At 72.1% G+C, this 17,582-nt stretch carries 12 protein-coding genes; 5 read left to right on the top strand and 7 right to left on the bottom strand.

Going from position 1 to position 17,582, the window contains the following annotated elements; all coding sequences use genetic code 11:
• Positions 1-19 precede the first annotated feature (19 nt).
• Entirely contained in the window at positions 20-1,804 is a 1,785-nt protein-coding gene (gene gcl, locus ACIPSA_RS11505) for a glyoxylate carboligase (protein WP_402632076.1), read from the bottom strand.
• A gap of 825 nt (positions 1,805-2,629) precedes the next feature.
• On the opposite strand from gcl, the gene ACIPSA_RS11500 reads away from it, so the two are divergent.
• Positions 2,630-2,968 (top strand): hypothetical protein, encoded by a 339-nt coding sequence (locus tag ACIPSA_RS11500; protein ID WP_402632073.1) that lies wholly within the window; start codon positions 2,630-2,632, stop codon positions 2,966-2,968.
• An 11-nt stretch (positions 2,969-2,979) separates the two neighbouring features.
• On the opposite strand, the gene ACIPSA_RS11495 is transcribed toward ACIPSA_RS11500, so the two are convergent.
• Both ACIPSA_RS11495 and ACIPSA_RS11490 read right to left on the bottom strand, forming a co-directional pair.
• Positions 2,980-4,602 carry an AMP-binding protein gene (locus ACIPSA_RS11495; RefSeq protein WP_402632070.1) on the bottom strand — a complete coding sequence of 541 codons (1,623 nt, stop codon included), beginning with the start codon at positions 4,600-4,602 and terminating at the stop codon, positions 2,980-2,982.
• Entirely contained in the window at positions 4,599-6,269 is a 1,671-nt protein-coding gene (locus ACIPSA_RS11490; protein WP_402632067.1) for an AMP-binding protein, read from the bottom strand. The genes ACIPSA_RS11495 and ACIPSA_RS11490 overlap by 4 nt, the downstream gene beginning before the upstream one ends.
• 125 nt (positions 6,270-6,394) lie before the next feature.
• Here ACIPSA_RS11490 and ACIPSA_RS11485 point away from each other — a divergent pair, with 125 nt between their 5' ends.
• The 3 genes from ACIPSA_RS11485 (at position 6,395) to ACIPSA_RS11475 (ending at position 11,186) form a co-directional block, all read left to right on the top strand.
• Entirely contained in the window at positions 6,395-7,228 is an 834-nt protein-coding gene (locus tag ACIPSA_RS11485; RefSeq protein ID WP_402632064.1) for a response regulator transcription factor, read from the top strand.
• Between the two features lie 144 nt (positions 7,229-7,372).
• Positions 7,373-10,189 carry an AAA family ATPase gene (locus ACIPSA_RS11480; RefSeq protein WP_402632061.1) on the top strand — a complete coding sequence of 939 codons (2,817 nt, stop codon included), beginning with the start codon at positions 7,373-7,375 and terminating at the stop codon, positions 10,187-10,189.
• Between the two features lie 205 nt (positions 10,190-10,394).
• Entirely contained in the window at positions 10,395-11,186 is a 792-nt protein-coding gene (locus tag ACIPSA_RS11475; RefSeq protein WP_402632059.1) for a S1 family peptidase, read from the top strand.
• Between the two features lie 102 nt (positions 11,187-11,288).
• On the opposite strand, the gene ACIPSA_RS11470 is transcribed toward ACIPSA_RS11475, so the two are convergent.
• The gene (locus ACIPSA_RS11470; RefSeq protein ID WP_402632055.1) at positions 11,289-12,455 is read right to left on the bottom strand and encodes a winged helix DNA-binding domain-containing protein; all 1,167 of its coding nucleotides are present in this window, start codon (positions 12,453-12,455) and stop codon (positions 11,289-11,291) included.
• Between the two features lie 143 nt (positions 12,456-12,598).
• Here ACIPSA_RS11470 and ACIPSA_RS11465 point away from each other — a divergent pair, with 143 nt between their 5' ends.
• Positions 12,599-13,735, top strand: coding sequence for a magnesium and cobalt transport protein CorA (locus tag ACIPSA_RS11465; protein ID WP_402633728.1), 1,137 nt, complete (start codon positions 12,599-12,601; stop codon positions 13,733-13,735).
• A gap of 32 nt (positions 13,736-13,767) precedes the next feature.
• Here the strand turns inward: ACIPSA_RS11465 and ACIPSA_RS11460 are convergent, their stop codons facing one another.
• Genes ACIPSA_RS11460 through ACIPSA_RS11450 form a run of 3 tightly spaced genes read right to left on the bottom strand, consistent with a single transcriptional unit; the run spans position 13,768 to position 17,578 of the window.
• Complete coding sequence (locus ACIPSA_RS11460) at positions 13,768-15,036, bottom strand: ABC transporter substrate-binding protein (protein WP_402632052.1); 1,269 nt, start codon at positions 15,034-15,036, stop codon at positions 13,768-13,770.
• A complete protein-coding gene (locus tag ACIPSA_RS11455; RefSeq protein WP_402632049.1) occupies positions 15,033-16,049 on the bottom strand; it encodes a hypothetical protein in 1,017 nt (338 codons plus the stop codon). Before ACIPSA_RS11455 ends, ACIPSA_RS11460 begins: the two co-directional genes overlap by 4 nt.
• Positions 16,046-17,578, bottom strand: a complete 1,533-nt coding sequence (locus ACIPSA_RS11450) for a VWA domain-containing protein (protein WP_402632046.1) — start codon at positions 17,576-17,578, stop codon at positions 16,046-16,048. The genes ACIPSA_RS11455 and ACIPSA_RS11450 overlap by 4 nt, the downstream gene beginning before the upstream one ends.
• Positions 17,579-17,582 lie beyond the last annotated feature (4 nt).

Genomic DNA, 17,582 nt, shown 5'->3' with positions numbered 1-17,582 from the left:
CCGTCGGAACTTCAGACCTTCAGACCTTCAGCGTCCTGATCGACGTCGGGGCGTGGGACGGCTCTGTGGGCGGCTCCTCGAACTCGACGACGTCGGAGATGTCGTTGGTCGTCGACATCGAGATGTCGGTGACGCGTTCCAGGATCACCTCGACGACCACCGGCACCCCGAACTCGGCGGCGAGCTTCTTGGCCTGCTCGAAGGCGGCACCGAGTTCGTTCGGGTCGGTCACCCGGATCGCCTTGCAGCCGAGCCCCTCGGCGACCTTGACATGGTCGACGCCGTAGACGCCCAGCTCGGGCGAGTTGACGTTCTCGAATTCCAGCGCGACCTGGAAGTCGATGTCGAACGCCCGCTGCGCCTGGCGGATCAGGCCCAGGTAGGAGTTGTTCACGAGGACGTGGACGTACGGGATCCTGTGCTGCGCCCCGACCGCCAACTCCTCGATCATGAACTGGAAGTCGTAGTCGCCGGACAGGGCGACCACGGACGCCTCCGGGTCGGCCTTGGCGACGCCGAGCGCGGCCGGGACGGTCCAGCCGAGCGGGCCCGCCTGACCGCAGTTGATCCAGTGCCGCGGCTTGAAGACGTGCAGCAGCTGGGCCCCGGCGATCTGCGACAGGCCGATGGCGGAGACGTACCGGGTCTCCGGGCCGAAGGCCTTGTTCATCTCCTCGTAGACACGCTGCGGCTTGATCGGGATGTCGTCGAAGTGCGTACGGCGCTGGAGGGTGGCCTTCTTCTCCTGTGCGGCGGCGGCCCAGGAGGACCGGTCGGGCAGCCTGCCCACCGTCTTCAACTCCCTTGCCACCTCGACGAAGAGCTTCAGCGCCGCCTTCGCGTCGGAGGCGATGCCGTAGTCGGGCGCGAAGATCCTGCCGATCTGGGTGGGCTCGACGTCGACGTGGACGAACTTCCGGCCGGCCGTGTAGACGTCCAGCCTGCCGGTGTGGCGGTTGGCCCACCGGTTGCCGATGCCGAGGACGAAGTCGGACTCCAGGAAGGTCGCGTTGCCGTACCGGTGCGAGGTCTGCAGGCCGACCATGCCGGCGTTGAGCTCGTGGTCGTCGGGGAGGACGCCCCAGCCCATGAGGGTGGGGACGACCGGGATGCCCGTCAACTCGGCGAACTCGACGAGGAGTTCGGCGGCGTCGGCGTTGATGACACCGCCGCCGGCGACGATCAGCGGGCGCTCGGACTCGTTGAGGAGCGTGATCGCCTTCTCGATCTGCGGGCGGGTCGCGGCGGGCTTGTAGACCGGGAGGGGCTCGTACGTCTCCGGGTCGAACTCGATCTCGGTGAGCTGGACGTCGATCGGCAGGTCGACGAGGACGGGGCCGGGGCGGCCGGAGCGCATGAGGTGGAAGGCCTGCTGGAAGACGCCCGGGACCTGTGCCGCCTCCAGCACGGTGACCGCCAGCTTCGTGACCGGCTTGGCGATCGAGGCGATGTCGACGGCCTGGAAGTCCTCCTTGTGGATCACCGCGGTCGGGGCCTGGCCGGTGATGCACAGGATCGGGACCGAGTCGCCGATGGCCGAGTACAGACCGGTGATCATGTCGGTGCCGGCGGGGCCGGAGGTGCCGACGCAGACGCCGATGTTGCCCGGGTGGGTCCGGGTGTAGCCCTCGGCCATGTGCGAGGCGCCCTCGACGTGACGGGCGAGGGTGTGGTGGATGCCGCCGGAGGCCTTGAGCGCCGCATAGAAGGGGTTGATCGCCGCGCCCGGCACGCCGAACGCGTCGGTGACGCCCTCGCGCTTGAGGATCTCAACTGCCGCGCGGGCAGCGGTCATTCGAGCCATCGAGTACTCCTGCTTCGGCTGTCGGATGCGTACTCCCGTCGCGCCCCGCGGTAGCACTTCCGCATTACGGAAAATAATTTCTACTATCTGAAAGTAATGTAAGAGGGTGGGCGAAGGTCGTCAAGGGAGGGACAAGCGGGGGGTTTCTCGTGGACGATGGGAGCCATGTCCGAGAGCGTGCCGGTGCGCTGTCCGGCCTGTCGGCGCGAGCACGTCTACGCCGCGCCGTCGTATCCCTGCGCGTGCGGTGCCGCGGTCGCACCGCGGCTCGACCGCGGAGCCCCGGCGACGATCGCCACCCACCGCGTGTGGGACCAGGACTGGGTCACCGTGAGCTGCCCGTCCTGCGGACGCCGGGACGAGTGGCCGCGACCGGAACTGGGGTGCGAGTGCGGCACGTTGCTGCGCATTCCGGTCACGGACACGAGTCCGGACCCGAAGCCGGGCTCGCATCAGCACCCGGGCGCGGAAGCCGGTCGGGGCGCAGCCCTGGACGCAAGCCCGGACGCAGCCCTGGACGCAAGCCCGGACGCAGACCCCCGCGCGGATACGGGCCCAGGCTCGGACCCGGACCGAAGCGCAGGCGCGGGCGCGAGCCCCGCGGGCGGGGGCACAAACCCCGCGGGCGCGAGCCCCGGCCCGGACCGAAGCGCAAGCGGGGGCGCGGGCACGGGGCCCGGCCCGGGTGCGGGCGGGAACGCCGGCTCCGGTCGCTCCGGCGCGGCGCGCCGCACACCCCGGGGCCGTTCCGGCTCACGGCCCGCCCCCGGGACGCCGCCGCGTCGCCCCGCCTTTCAGCCCGTCGCGATCCGCACCGCCCGCGACGTGGTCACCGCCGCCGCCCTCTATCTGCGGTGGCTCGGCTACCGGGACATCCGCCGTGCCGACCAGCGGCCGCCGTCCGGCATCGGGCTGGCCGCCCGCGGGGTCGTGGCCCAGGTGGACCCCACGATCACCCCGGCCTCGCTGCGGGACGTGGAATGCCTGTGGCTGACGGCGATGACGGAGTCCGCGGACTGTGTCTACTTCTCCCTCGCCGGGTACACCGACGACGCCCGCGGCCGCGCCGACTCCCTGGGCGTCCCCCTGTTCGTCCTGGACCTCACGGGCACCCCGCAGCCGGTGAACAGCCGCGCCGACGACCTGAACGCCGCCGGCGCCTGACCTGGCCCGGCCTACTCGCCGTACTTCTCCCGCAGTTCGACCTTGCGCACCTTCCCCGACACCGTCATCGGGAAGGCGTCGAGGATCCACAGCCGGCTCGGGACCTTGTAGTGCGCGAGCCGCCCCTGGCAGAAGGCGCGCAGGTCCTCCAGGGTCAGCGGGTCCGCCGTGTCGTGCGGGATGACGCAGGCGAGGACCTCCTCGCCGTACGTCTCGTGCGGCACGCCGACGACCTGGACGTCCCTGATCTTCGGGTGGGCGTAGAGGAACTCCTCGATCTCGCGCGGGTAGATGTTCTCGCCGCCCCGGATGATCATGTCCTTGATGCGGCCGACGATCTCGACGTACCCGTCCTCGCGCATCACCGCCAGGTCCCCGGTGTGCATCCACCGCCCCGCGTCGACGGCCTCGGCGGTCTTCTCGGGCTCGTTCCAGTAGCCGAGCATCACGCTGTAGCCGCGGGTGCACAACTCGCCCGCGACGCCCCGGGGCCGGGTGACGCCGTCCACCGGGTCGACGACCTTCACCTCCAGGTGCGGCAGGACCCGGCCGACGGTACCGGTGCGGTGCTCCAGGTCGTCGTCGATCCGCGTCTGCAGGGAGACCGGGGACGTCTCCGTCATGCCGTAGCAGATGGAGACCTCCTCCATGTGCATCTCGGCCACCACCCGCTTCATCACCTCGACCGGGCAGGGCGACCCCGCCATGATCCCGGTGCGCAAGGACGACAGGTCGTACGCCGCGAAGTCCGGGAGGTTCAGCTCCGCGATGAACATGGTCGGGACGCCGTACAGCGAGGTGCACCGCTCCCGCTGGACCGCCTCCAGCGTCGCCTTCGGGTCGAAGGCCGGCGCCGGAATGACCATGCACGCACCGTGGGACGTAGCGGCCAAATTGGCCATGACCATGCCGAAACAGTGATAGAACGGGACGGGGATGCAGATCCGGTCCTGTTCCGTGCAGGAGATCGACTCACCTACGAAATAACCGTTGTTGAGGATGTTGTGGTGGGAGAGCGTGGCCCCCTTCGGGAAGCCCGTCGTCCCCGACGTGTACTGGATGTTGATGGGATCGTCGCAGGACAGCCCGGCGGCCCGCGCGAGCAGTTCCGCGCGCCGCTCCGGCGTCCCGCGCCCGGTGAACGCCTCCCAGCCCGGGTCGCCGATGTACACGGTCTCCCGCAACTGCGGGCATCTGCCCCGCACTTCGTCGACCATCGCGCGGTAGTCGCTGGTCCTGTGGCCGACGGAGGCGAAGAGCAGACGGACGCCGGCCTGGTTGAGGACGTACTCGACCTCGTGGGTGCGGTAGGCCGGATTGATGTTGACCATGATCGCGCCGACGCGGGCCGTGGCGTACTGGACCAGCACCCACTCGGCGCAGTTGACCGCCCAGATGCCCACCCGGTCGCCCTTGGCGACGCCGCTCGCCAGCAGGGCGTACGCCAGCTCGTCCACGTCCGCGGAGAACTCGGCGTACGTCCAGCGCCGCCCGGACGGCGCGTCGACGAGCGCCTCCCGCTCCGGCCAGGCGGCGACCGCCCGGTCCAGATTGGCACCGATGGTGTCGCCGAGCAGGGCGGTTCCGCTCGTCCCGTGGGTGTACGACAGCCGCGTGTACGACGGTTCGGTCACCGGAAGTCCTCCTCGCGGTACTCGTTCTGCGAGCCCGCGGCCGTGGCCTCGCGCAGCTCGATCCGGCGGATCTTGCCGGAGACGGTCTTGGGCAGCCCGGCGAACTCCAGGCGGCGGATGCGCTTGTAGGGGGCGAGGACCTGGCGGGAGTGCTCGAAGAGCACCTTGGCGGTGTCGGGTCCGGGCTCCCAGCCCTCGGCGAGGACGACGTACGCCTTGGGTACGGCCAGGCGCAGGTCGTCCGGGGCGGGCACGACGGCCGCCTCGGCGACCGCCTCGTGCTCCAGCAGGGCGCTCTCCAGCTCGAACGGGCTGATCTTGTAGTCGGAGGCCTTGAAGACGTCGTCCGCGCGGCCCACGTAGGTGATGTAGCCGTCGGCGTCGCGGGAGCCGATGTCGCCGGTGCGGTAGTAGCCGCCCGCCATCGCCTCCGCCGTACGGTCGGCGTCGCCGTGGTAGCCGGCCATCAGACCCACCGGCTGTGCCGACAGGTCGAGCGCGATCTCTCCCTCGTCCGCGCCGGGGGCACCGGAGACCGGGTCGAGCAGTTCGACGCGGTAGCCGGGGCTGGGCCGGCCCATGGAGCCGGTCTTCAGCTGCTGGCCGGGGCTGTTGGAGACCTGCACGGCGGTCTCGGTCTGCCCGAAGCCGTCCCGGATGGTGACGCCCCAGGCGCGCCGCACCTGCTCGATGACCTCGGGGTTGAGCGGCTCGCCCGCGGCGACGGCCTCGCGGGGCGGGGTGCGCAGCTCGGTCAGGTCGGCCTGGATGAGCATGCGCCACACGGTCGGCGGGGCGCAGAAGGAGGTGACCCGGGCCCGGTCCATCTCGGCCATCAGACGGGCCGCGTCGAAGCGCGTGTAGTTGTGGATGAAGACGGTCGCCTCCGCGTTCCACGGGGCGAAGAGATTCGACCAGGCGTGCTTGGCCCAGCCGGGAGAGGAGATGTTGAGGTGCACGTCACCGGGCTTGAGGCCGATCCAGTACATGGTGGCCAGGTGCCCGATCGGGTACGAGGCGTGGGTGTGCTCGACCAGCTTGGGGCGGGCGGTGGTGCCCGAGGTGAAGTAGAGCATCAGCGGGTCGTCGGCGAGGGTCTCGCCGTCCGGCGTGAAGTCGGCGGGGGCGGCGTACGCGTCCTCGTACGCCTGCCAGCCCTCGGGCGCGCCGCCGACGGCGATGCGCGTGTAGCGGCCGGGCACCTCGTCGAACTTCGTGGAGTCGGCCGCGCGGACGAGCACATGCCGGACCCGGCCGCGTTCGACGCGGTCGCGCAGGTCGGCGGGGCCGAGCAGCGGGGTCGCGGGGATGACGACGGCGCGCAGCTTCATCGCGGCCAGTGCGGTCTCCCACAGCTCGGCCTGGTTGCCGAGCATGACGAGGAGGCGGTCCTCGGCGCTGACGCCGCGCGCCCGCAGCCAGTTGGCGACCCGGTTCGAGCGTTCGGCCAGCTCGGCGAAGGACAGCCGGGTCTCGCTGCCGTCCTCCTCGACGATGTGCAGGGCGGTGCGGTCGTTGCCGTCCGCGATGACGTCGAACCAGTCCAGGGCCCAGTTGAAGTGCTCCGGGCGCGGCCAGGCAAAGCCCTCGTAGGCCGTGGCGTAGTCCTCGCGGTGCTCCAGCAGGAAGTCCCGCGCGCTGCGGAAGAGCTCCGTCGCCGTCGTCATCTGTCCTCCTCGTTAACGGACCATTGCCGGGCGGCTCTCTGGCATCGTGTAATCCGTGACGCAGGTCTCACTACCCCCGAACGGGGGTGTGGACCGCACAAAAGCGGCGACGAAGGGGCAAACAGGTGGCAGCAGACGCCGCGGGGGCGGTGGAGATACGCAGTGCGCTGGGCCGGCTGCGGCGCACCACCGGGCTCCCGGTCGCCTTCGGCGGCCTGGTCGAGTCCGGCCGGCCGCAGATGCGCATCAGCGAACTGAGCGGCACCAGCACCATGGCCCTGCGCTCGCTCAGGGTGACCTCGGGCAACGGTCTGGGCGGCAAGGCGGTGGCGCTGGCCCGCCCGTGCGCCGTGACGGACTACTCCTCGTCGCGGCAGATCAGCCACGAGTACGACGTCCCGGTGGCCGCCGAGGGCATCCGTTCGGTGTTCGCGGTGCCGGTGGTGGTACGGCGCCGGGTGCGGGGCGTGCTGTACGGCGCCCTGCGCGCGGCCCAGCCGCTGGGCGACCGCACGCTGAGCGCGGCGGTGGCGGTGGCGCGGGACGTGGAGCAGGCGCTCGTCGTACGGGAGGAGGCGCGGGGCCTGCTGGCGGCGGCCCGGCCGGAGCCGGTCGCCGACGCGGGTGCGAACCCGTCCTGGGAGCGGGTGCGCGAGGCCCACGCGGCGCTGCGTGCCCTGGCGCCCCGGATCGCGGACCCCGGGCTGCGGTCGGAACTCCTCGCCGCCTGCGGTCTGCTGACCGCGCCGGCGCCGGCGGGCGACGTCGGCCTGGCGCCGCGTGAACTGGACGTCCTGGCCTGTGTGGCCGAGGGCGCGACCAACGCCGCGGTGGCGGACCGGCTGGGCCTGAGCCCGGAGACGGTCAAGGGCTATCTCCGCTCGGCGATGCGCAAACTGGGCGCCCACACGCGCGGGGAGGCGGTGGCGGCCGCACGCCGGTCGGGCCTGCTGCCGTAACCGTCAGGAAACCTGCCCATTCATTCGCCCGCGCTGTGAATTTCCCTATGCTTGACCTCTGTTATTTCCCTCACGACGCGGTCCGTCCGAATTACAAGGTTCGTTGCCTAGAATTTGGCCCGGACACGACACACGAGGGGAGCGGTGACCGTGCGACGGGACTTCCAGGAGCCTGCCAGATGCCGCCCCGACCTGGTCATCGGCCGGGAGGAGCTGTTCGGCGCCGCACGTGACCAGCTCACCTCGGGCGGGAGTGTGCTGCTGCACGGCCCCGCCGGAATAGGGAAATCGACCGTCCTGCGGGCTTTGGCCGCGGAATACGCCGTTGCCGCCCGCACCGTGTTGCGCTGCTCGGCCACCGAGTCCGAATCGCACCTCCCCTTCCTCGCGCTCGCCGACCTGCTCGGCCTGGTCCTCGACCAGGTCTCCGCACGGCTCCCCGCGGCCCAGCGCACCGCCCTGGAGTCGGCACTCACCGGCCGCGGCGAATCCACCCTCCAGCGCGACGGCCTGGCCCTGCGCCTGGCGGTGCTGTCCGCGCTGCGCGCCCTCGCCGCCGAGGGCACCGTCCTGATCGTCGCCGACGACCTGCAGTGGCTGGATCCGGCCAGCGCGGAGCTGCTCGGATTCGCCGCCCGCCGCCTCGGCGGCACCCCTGTGCAGTTGCTCTGCGCGGTCCGCACCGACGGTCAGGAGTACGACCGCCATCTGCGCGCGTGCCCGCCGGACACCGTCGCCGTACGCCTCAACCCCCTCTCCCGCAACCAGGTCTCCGCGCTGCTCGACCACCGCGGCTACACCGGCCTGACCCGCTCCACGGTCCGCGAGATCCACCGCACCAGCGGCGGCAACCCCCTCTTCGCCCTGGAGCTCGGCCGCGCCCTCGCCGAGAGCCCCACCCCGCCCCGGCCGGGCGAGCCGCTGCCCGTGCCCACCTCCCTGCGCGCCCTGGTGCTGAGCCGTCTCGACATGCTGTCGGTCGAGGCCCGCCGCACCCTGCTGGTGGCCAGCGCCGGCGCGCGTCCCACACCGGCGCTGCTGCTCGCGGCCGGCCGGGAGAACGTCGAGGCCGAGTGCGCCCAGGCCGCCGAACTCGGGCTGCTCGCCACGGATCCCGACGGCCCGACCGTACGGTTCGCGCACCCGCTCATCTCGGCCGCCCTCTACGCGGAGGCCCCCGCCCACGAGAGACGGGCCGCGCACGCCGCGCTGTCCACCGCGGCCTTCGACCCCATCGAGCGGGCCCGTCACCTCGCCCTGGCCACCACCGGCACCGACCCGGAGGTGGCCGCCCGGCTCGCCGAGGCCGCCGCGCAGGCCCGGGACCGGGGCGCTCCCTCCGTGGCCGCGCAGCTCGGCCTGCTCGCCGCCCGCCACACCCCCGCCGACACCCTGCCCGGCCCGGACGAGCGCCGGCTCCAGGCCGCCGAGGACGCCATCACCGCCGGCGAGGTCGACCTCGCCCGGGACATCGCCCGCGAGGTACTGACCCGGGCGAGCGTCCCCGCGGACCGGGTGCGGGCCTGGATCATCGTGATCGACACGGCGGGCCACACCATGACGGAGGTCGACGAGGTCTTCCCGCAGGCCCTGGCCGACGCCGGCGACGACCCGCGGCTGCTCGCGCTGGTCCACTACCAGCTGGCCTGGCGGGCCCTCATCGTGGAGGGCGACTTCACCGAGGCCCGCGAGGCGGCCGCGCACGCCGCGGAGCTGGCCGGGCGCGGCGGCGACCGGCGCACCGAACTCCTCGCGCTGGCCTTCCAGGCCCAGACCGAGACCCTCATGGGTCATCCGGCCGCCCCCGTCACCATCAAGCGCGCGCTGAAGGAGCCCCAGGACCCGAAGGTGGCCTGCCACCACAACGGCGCCGGCAGCGCCCGGTTCCGCTGGCTGGTCATGGGCGACCAGCTGTCCGAGGCGCGGACGACGGTGACCGCCCTGCTGCGCGAGGTGCGGCGGCGCGGCTCGGTGGAGAGCGAGGTGCACTTCCTGCGCGGCCTGGCCGAGACCGAACTGCGCGCGGGGCACTGCGGCCGGGCGCTCGACCTGGCCCGCGAAAGCCTCCGGCTGGCCCGCGACTCCGGGATCGGCGAGACGGCCTCGGCCATGCTCACCTCGCTCGCGGAGGCCTCCGGCGGGGACGTGGACCGGGCGCTGGCGCTGGCCCGGGAGGCGGTGGAGCACGCCGAGGAGGACGGTGACCAGATGTACCTGTCCCGGGCCCTGGGCGCCCTCGGATACGCCCAGTTGGTGGCCGGGGACCCGGCGGGCACGGTCCGCTCGCTGCGCCGGGTGCGCGAACTGGAGCAGGGCCTGGGGATCACGGACCCGGCGCGCGGCCGCTGGCACGGCGACCTCGCCGAGGCCCTCGTCCGGATCGGTGAGGCCGCCGAGGCGCAGGACGTCATCGACGTCACCCGCGAGCACGCGCTGCGGCTCGGCCGGGAGAGCGTCCTCGCCGTCCTGGACCGGGCGGAGGCGCTGGTGCGCGCGGACCACGGCGACCTGGAGGCCGCCACCTCCCAGCTGACGTCCGCTCAGGACCGGCTCGCCAAACTGGGGTACGGCCTGGAGGAGGCACGGGCCGCCTTCGCGCTGGCCGCGCTGCGCGACCGACGGCCCGGATCCACGTCGTACGACGAGGCCACCCGGCTGTTCCGGCGGTGCCGTGCGATGCCCTGGCTGCGCCAGGTGGACGCGGCCCTCGCGGCGCCCGAGCCGGAGCCTGCCGCCGCCGCGGCCGCGCTCGGCGGACTCGACGGGCTGGAGGGCCTGGCCTCGATGGAGCGTCAGGTCGCGGCGCTCGTCATGGAGGGGGCGACCAACCGGGAGATCGCCGCGCGCCTCTTCATCAGTGTGAAGACGGTCGAGGCGACCCTCACCCGGGTCTACCGCAAGCTGGGGATCCGCTCGCGGGTGGACATAGTCCGTTTGGCGGCGGAGCGGCGCGCGAAGTGAGAAAGCTGCCGGTTAACTGGGCCGGACCGAGGGTTTTCCCTGCCCTACTCCCTTAGGGGGTTCCCTCATTGGGAGGAGGCCGCACCCGGCCATAGCTTAAAGGCGTGCCGCTCGCCCGGGCATACGGGGGTCGGTCCCGCGGCCCCCGTGCTGAACCCCCCACACCCGTGCGTCCCCCCACCGGCAACCCCCACTGAGGAGACTCATGTTCGGGCTCACTCGCGCAAAGAAGACCGCCGCCGTGGTGGCGGCGACCGCTGCCGCTGCCGCGACCGCACTGCTCAGCGCCCCCACCGCTGTCGCGGCACCGCAGCCCATCGTGGGCGGCACGACGACCACGACGACCGCGTACCCGTTCATGATGCAGATCACCGACTCGTCGGGTAACCAGTTCTGCGGCGGCACCCTGGTTTCGGCCACGAAGGTCGTCACCGCCGCGCACTGTATGGCCGGCGAGACCACCAGCGGCGTGCGCGTCGTCGGCGGCCGTACGTACCTCAACGGCACGAACGGCACGGTCAGCCGGGTCAGCAAGATCTGGGTCAACCCCGACTACACCGACGCCACCAACGGCGACGACGTGGCCGTGCTGACCCTGTCGACCTCGATGTCGTACACGCCGGCGTCGTACGTCTCCTCCTCCCAGACGAGCGTGTACGCGGCCGGCACCACGGCCCGCATCCTCGGCTGGGGCACCACCTCGGAGAGCGGCAGCTCCTCCAACCAGCTGCGGACCGCGACCGTGCCGATCGTGTCCGACTCCAGCTGCAAGAGCTCCTACGGTTCGGAGTTCGTCCAGACCGACATGGTTTGCGCCGGATACACCTCCGGCGGCGTAGACACCTGCCAGGGCGACAGCGGCGGTCCCCTGCTCATCGGGGGCGTCCTGGCAGGGATCACTTCCTGGGGCGAGGGGTGCGCGGAGGCCGGTTACCCGGGTGTGTACACCCGGCTGACCACCTTCTCGGACCTGGTGACCACGCAGGTCAACTCGTAACCCAGAAGTACTCCTGAGAACCCCTCAGGTAAATACCAGGGGGGCGTTGCGAGCCACCACGAGCGGCCCGCAGCGCCCCCCTATCCATGCGTGCCGGGCTCCTCAGCGGCGGCCACCGGCCACGACGGTGCCGAACCGGATGTCGTACGCCGCACCGCCGTGCATCGTCGTGAGCATCCGCTCCCCCTCCGCCGTCACGTCCGCCCGCTGGGCCCCGGTCAGCTTCCCGAACGGTTCCACGACCAGCGCGCCGGCCTCCAGCTTCCACACCCCCGCGAGGAAGCCGTCGACGAGGAGGGTGCGGTGGGCCTGGTTGCCCTGCCAGGCACGGCCCCGGTACCCGGGCGGTACGACGCGGGTGCGGTCGGCGTGGGAGAGGAGGAGGTTGTCGAACTCGGGGAGGAAGCGGGGCGGGGCCGGGGTGTCCGGGTCGGGGCGAGGGGCGTCGGGAAGGTCGAAGAGCTCGACGCCGGCCGGGTCCCGGAAGGTGACCAGGCGCGGGCGGAGGCGTTCGAAGGCGTCGCGGAGCCGGGTGAGTCCGGCCCAGGTCTGCATGTCCTTCACGGACGCGGGACCGAAGGCGGCGAGGTAGCGCAGGACCGTCGCGTCCGGGGCCGGGACGGGCTCGGCGGGGCGGCCCAGCCAGTGCTCGGCGGTGGTGAGGGCGACCTGTCCGCTCCCGCCCCACAGACCGCGCGGGGTGACCTGGACGAGGGGGAGCCTGCAGCGGGCGGCGACGGACAGGGACTGCGGGTCGGCGTCGGGCCACTCGGCGAGCAGGGCCGCGCGCAGCTGCGCCATGGTGCGCGGCTCGGCCTCGACCAGCTCACGGGCGAGCGCGGCCAGGCGGTCCAGGTCGACGCCGGTCAGACCCTTGCGGAAGGCGTTCAGCTCCCGGTCCCGGGCGGCCTGCACGAGCGGCCGCAGGGTGAGGCAGTCGTCGGCGGTGTGGGTGTGGATGGTCGAGCGCATGGTGACGATGCGGACGACCTCGCGGTCGGCCAGGAGAGCGGACAGCTCCTCGGGCGCGAAGCCGTCGAGGCGGGCGGCGAGCGCGTAGTACGGGGGCTTGACGTTCTGCGCCTGGAGACCGAGCAGGTGCTCCACCGCGGCCTCGGCGGACAGCGGCGAGCGGGTCAGCAGCAGCTGCCGGGCGAGGGTCGCGCGGTTGAGGGCGCGGATGCCGAGCGCGGGGGCCGTACCGGTCGTCGTCCCGGTGGTCGTCCCGGTGGTCGACCTGGTCGTCGTCCCGGTCGTCGTCTTCGTCATGACCCGCACGCTAGCGCCGCTCGCGGACACCTTCTGTCCGCAACTCTCACCGAATCCCGGCCCCCCGACCAGGGTCCGGGGCGAACGTCGCGTATATCCTGCTGCGTGATCAGGCCGAACCGCGCTCGTACGGAGGTGCCGCCATCGCTGACAAGAGCCACCGCAGGTCCGTCTGGCGGCGCGCCCTGAACCAGCCGCAGACCTCCGCCGCGTCCTCCGCGCCCCCGGCCGAGCCGCCGGGCGGGGAGCCGGCCGAGGCGGGCAGCATCGTGCAGGCGGCCCTCTACCGGGACGGGGTACGCGTCTCCTCCCCCGCCGGTCTCACCGACACCTACCGCGAACTGCGCGAGCAGCCCTCCGGCATGGCGTGGATCGGGCTCGCCCGCCCCACCGAGGGTGAACTGCTCTCGCTGGCCGCGGAGTTCGGCCTGCACCCGCTCGCGGTCGAGGACGCGATGGAGGCGCACCAGCGGCCCAAGCTGGAGCGGTACGGCGACACGCTGTTCGTCGTCCTGCGTGCCGCCCGCTACCTCGACGCGCCGGAGGAGGTCGACTTCGGCGAGCTGCACGTGTTCGTGGGCCCGGACTTCGTGCTCACGGTCCGGCACGGCGCGGCCACCGACCTCTCCGCGGTCCGCACCCGTATGGAGGACTCCCCCGAGCTGCTCAAACTCGGCCCGGAGGCGGTCCTGTACGCGATCCTCGACGCGGTCGTCGACGGCTACGCGCCGGTCGTCGCGGGCGTCCAGAACGACATCGACGAGATCGAGACCGAGGTGTTCCGCGGGGACCCCGCGGTCTCCCGCCGTATCTACGAGCTCTCCCGGGAAATGGTCGAGTTCCAGCGGGCCACCCGCCCCCTGGTCGGCATGCTGCACGCTCTGATGGCCGGGTTCGCCAAGTACGAGACCGAAGAGGAACTCCAGCGCTACCTGCGTGACGTCGCCGATCACGTCACCCACACCAGCGAACGCGTCGACGGCTTCCGCCAGGCCCTGACCGAGATCCTGACGGTGAACGCGACCCTGGTGACCCAGCAGCAGAACGCGGAGATGCGGGCGCTGGCGGAGGCGGGGTTCGAGCAGAACGAGGAGGTGAAGAAGATCTCGTCGTGGGCGGCGATCCTCTTCGCCCCCACGCTCGTCGGGACGATCTACGGCATGAACTTCGCGAACATGCCGGAGCTGCACTGGGTGTTCGGTTACCCCTTCGCGATCGGACTGATGGGGATCGTCTGCACCACCCTGTACGTGATCTTCAAACGGCGGGACTGGCTCTGAGCCGACCGCGGTCGAAGGCCCCGGTCAATCCGTCAATCGTCCCCGTCACAGACCGAGCCGAGCCAGGTCAGGCCTTTGCGGTGGCTGAGGGTGTCCAGGCTGCGCATCAGTGACGGGAGGTCTCCCGGACGGGCGAGATAGTCGATGGTCGCCTGGGCGAAGGCGTCACGCACCGTGGGAGGCATGGCGTCGGAGGCGTCGAAGCAGTGCACCGCCCCCTTGTCGCGCAGGATGGTGGCGAGCGAACGACGATAGCCGTCAGCCGGTTTGTACGTGTCGAGCGCCACCCTGGTGTCGACGGAGAAGCCCGACTTCTTGTCGCTCCACGCCTGCTGGGCCTTCGCGGAGGCCAGGTAGCCGATCAGCTTCTTCGCCTGCGGTGTCGCGTGCAGGAGGGCGACCAGGTCGCCGGAGACCTCCCATGCGCCGGAGCCGCCCTTGCCGAGCAGTTGGGAAGACGGCACGTACTGCCCGTTCACCGTCTTCCAGGAGTCGGAGGAGTTGCGGATGAACGAGGCCTGGTGCTCCAGGCTGCACTGCCGCGGTGTCTTCGTGACGAGCTCGGAGGCCTTCCGGTAGTCGGTCCGCAGGGCCCGCCGGACGACGTCGGGATTCTTCCCGGCACCGACCATGGTCCCCCATTTCCGCCACGCGTCCTTGACCGTCTTCGAGTCCCAGAGGATCTTGCCCCGCGCCCAGTCCTGGTACGTCTTCCAGTCGGTCTGCTGGAGGAGGATGTCCTCGATCCAGTCGGTCCCCGGCCAGCCGCTGGTGGCGCCGGAGCCCATCCCCAGGCACCACTGGCCCGGCTGCCGGGCGGCTTCCTGGATCTGCCCGCCGGTCATGCCCTCGGGGTGCCAGACGATGCTCTTCAGGTCGGCCTTGAGCGGGAACCAGTACACGTGCTTCTCGCGGTCGAACGGGATGGCCCAGGACTCGCTGAAGTCCTTCTCGGGGATCAGTCCGTTGAGCTTCGCGAGCCGGCCCTGCCGGGCGTAGGCGGCGAGTTCGCCGGGCCCGGTGAGCACCACCACGTCGGGCGGGGTGCCCGCCTGCACGTCGGCGCTGAGCACCTGGCTCTCGGCGGAGCTGCCTTGGTAGGAGACGTGGATGCCGTACTTCTCCTCGAAGGGGTCGAGCACCGCACGACGGAACGTCTCCGCGTCGTGCCCCGTCCAGTTGGCCAGCAGCGTGACCGTCGGCTTCTGGCCGAGGACGCGCACGCCGATGACCGTGACCGCCGCCACCAGGGCAAGGCAGCTCGCCACCACGGTGAGGACGCGCAGTCGGGGCGCGCTCACTGCGGCCTGAACCGGTAGTCGTTGATGTGCTGTCGCAGACCCGTCTCGGCCAGCGTCATGAGCAGGAGCCCTCCTATCACGATCCACACCGCGGCCGCCGCCCGGAAGCCGGTGTGCGCGAGGTGCGTGGCGGTGTCCCGCCGCGCGTCGATGATGTGCTCTCCGGTCAGCCGCCGGTCGAGCAGGGCGCGGGTCTGCGCCATGCCGCCGTGCGTCCACACGGTGAACAGGACCAGGGTCACGAACCCCGCGACCAGCAGTGCGCCGGCCGCCAGCAGCTGCCGGTTGTACCTGCGCCGGAACCGCCCGCGCAGGAAGAGATGCGTCTCCAGCAGAGCCGCCACGAGGGCGAGGACGAGCAGTGCGGCCACGCCCCAGGCGAGCCGGAGCGCCCACCCGAAGGAGGTCTGCCGCTTCACCACGCCCCGCTGCTCGTCCTGGAGCCGGTCCAGCCGCGTCGTGATACCCGAGTCAGGGTCGTCGAGGACGCTCTTCGCGTAGGTGAGGTAGGCGTCACGCAGCAGCTCGCTCGCCGTCTCCAGCTGCGCCTTCTGGACCATGCCGTCATACACGGTGATCAGGCCGGCGACCGTCTGCAGTGCCTGCTGTCCCTCCGGACCGCCGACGTCGTCGGAGGCCGCGGCGGCCAGGCTCTGGGCGGCGACGGAGATCTGCTCCTGGAACCCGCTGGTGGACGGCGGGGTGGCCGTGGCCTCGCGCTGGGCCTGGCCGAGCGCGTGCTGCGCGGCGGCGATGGAGAGGACGGCCGGCGCGCTGGAGGTGCGCAGCGGGTCGGCGTCGCCGTGCACGCCCTCGTAGGAGACGAAGAGGCTGAGCGTGAGCGCGGCGGTGAGGCCCAGCAGCAGCCTTCGGCGCAGGGCCAGTTCGCGGGCGGTCGTGCTGCCGCCGTCCGGCGGGCGGTGCCGTCTGCCGGGGACGCGCTCCAGGAGGCGGGCGAGGCCGGTCGGCGCGGCGGGGACCGTCGTGTCCCGGGGCACGGTGTCCGTGCTCATACGTGCTCCCCGAGCCGACGACCGCAGTCGCCGCCGCAGTAGACGGAGCCGGCCGGGCCCAGCCACTTGCAGTCCGGGCACTCCACGAGATCCTCGCCCTGCTCACCGGCCACGCCGGGGTCCCCGGATCCGGCCGGGGGCTCCTGGGATTCGGCGGCCGGGTCCGGCGGAGTGGTCATGGCGCTGGAGAGGATCAGGTGCTGCCAGTCGACGTCCTTGAGCCCTTCGCGTACGGTGACCCGGCCCGCGGGCGGCCGGCCCTCGTCCGCGATGTGCCGCAGGGCGCGCAGCAGTTGGGTGTCGTCGATGTCGCGCGCCAGGGACAGGGCCCGGCCGAGTTCGGCGTCCGCCTCCGCCCGGCCGTCCGCGCCGCGCAGCCATGCCCGGTACGCCCGTGCCACGGCCGCGCCCGACCGCTCGTACAGCTGGTGGCGGCGGACTCCCGGGTGCTGCCGGGAGGCGTCGGCCGGGTTGTCGGTCCAGTGCACCAGGACCGGCTGCGGGGCGGGCAGCCGTACGGTGGGGCCGAAGTCGGGTACGAGCAGTTCCACCGCGGCGAGCTGGAGGTCCTCGCCGAGTTCCCGGCCGGACGGGTCCGCGGCGAGGACGACCTGGTAGTGCCGGACCTCGTCGCCCCAGCCCCGGGTGACGTACTCGGCTCCGTGTTCGCCCGGCCCGGTGCCGACGGCGAGGAGTTCCTGTTCGCTCGGCACCACCTGCTTGACCTGCCGGATCACCGTACCCGGGGTGGGGACGAGCCGGATGCGCAGCTCGGGGACGGCCGTGCCGAGCAGACCGCTCACCAACTCCTCGTAGGCTGCGGGCAGTTCCGACTCCCGGCGGACGGCGTCCGCCCTTCCGTGCAGCCGCCGGGCGATGCGCAGCAGCACCTCGGCGTCCCAGCCGTCGCCGATGCCCCAGGCGTCGCAGATGAACCGTCCCTCACAGGCGTCGAGTGCGGTGTCCAGCCGCATGGCGCCCCGGTCGTCGTGCTCGTTGCGCCCGTCGGTGAGCAGCAGCACGTGCTTGATGGGGGCGTCCTGCCCGTTGAGCAGGCGCCTCGCGAGGTCGAGCCAGGTGCCGATGGCGGTGCCGCCGTCCGCGTCCATCACCCGTACGGCGTACTCGGCGGCCTCGCGCTGCCGCTGGTCGGCGACGGCCATCGCCTCGGCGCCGGGGGCGGGGGCCGGGTGGACCACGGTCGCGTCGAAGCGGCCGGAGAGCACGGCGAAGGCCGTGTCGTCGGGGAGCAGCCGGACGGCGGCGACGGTGGCGTCCTTCGCGGCGCGCAGTTTCGTGTCGGGGTGGAGCATCGACCTGGAGGTGTCGATGATCAGCACCTCGGCGAGGGCGGCCCCCGAGCCGCCGGGGCGTCCCGGCAGCGGTCCGGCACCGGTGTGGCCGACCCCGATCTCCAGGATGGCGTGCATCTCCTGGTCCCCGGGCGGACCGGCGGCTGTCGGCGGAGCGGACAGGTACTTGTTCTGGCCGACCGCCAGTGTCACCTCGATGCCACCGGCCTCGCTCATCACG

The sequence above is a fragment of the Streptomyces sp. NPDC086549 genome, from assembly GCF_044746205.1.
Lineage (GTDB): Bacteria > Actinomycetota > Actinomycetes > Streptomycetales > Streptomycetaceae > Streptomyces.
This window is presented reverse-complemented; position numbering and strand designations above follow the sequence as displayed.

Coding starts and splice junctions, on each gene's coding strand:
- gcl (WP_402632076.1), bottom strand. CDS start 1,804: ATGGCTCGAATGACCGCTGCCCGCGCGGCAGTTGAGATCCTCAAGCGC.
- ACIPSA_RS11490 (WP_402632067.1), bottom strand. CDS start 6,269: ATGACGACGGCGACGGAGCTCTTCCGCAGCGCGCGGGACTTCCTGCTG.
- ACIPSA_RS11475 (WP_402632059.1), top strand. CDS start 10,395: ATGTTCGGGCTCACTCGCGCAAAGAAGACCGCCGCCGTGGTGGCGGCG.
- ACIPSA_RS11470 (WP_402632055.1), bottom strand. CDS start 12,455: ATGACGAAGACGACGACCGGGACGACGACCAGGTCGACCACCGGGACG.
- ACIPSA_RS11455 (WP_402632049.1), bottom strand. CDS start 16,049: ATGAGCACGGACACCGTGCCCCGGGACACGACGGTCCCCGCCGCGCCG.
- ACIPSA_RS11450 (WP_402632046.1), bottom strand. CDS start 17,578: ATGAGCGAGGCCGGTGGCATCGAGGTGACACTGGCGGTCGGCCAGAAC.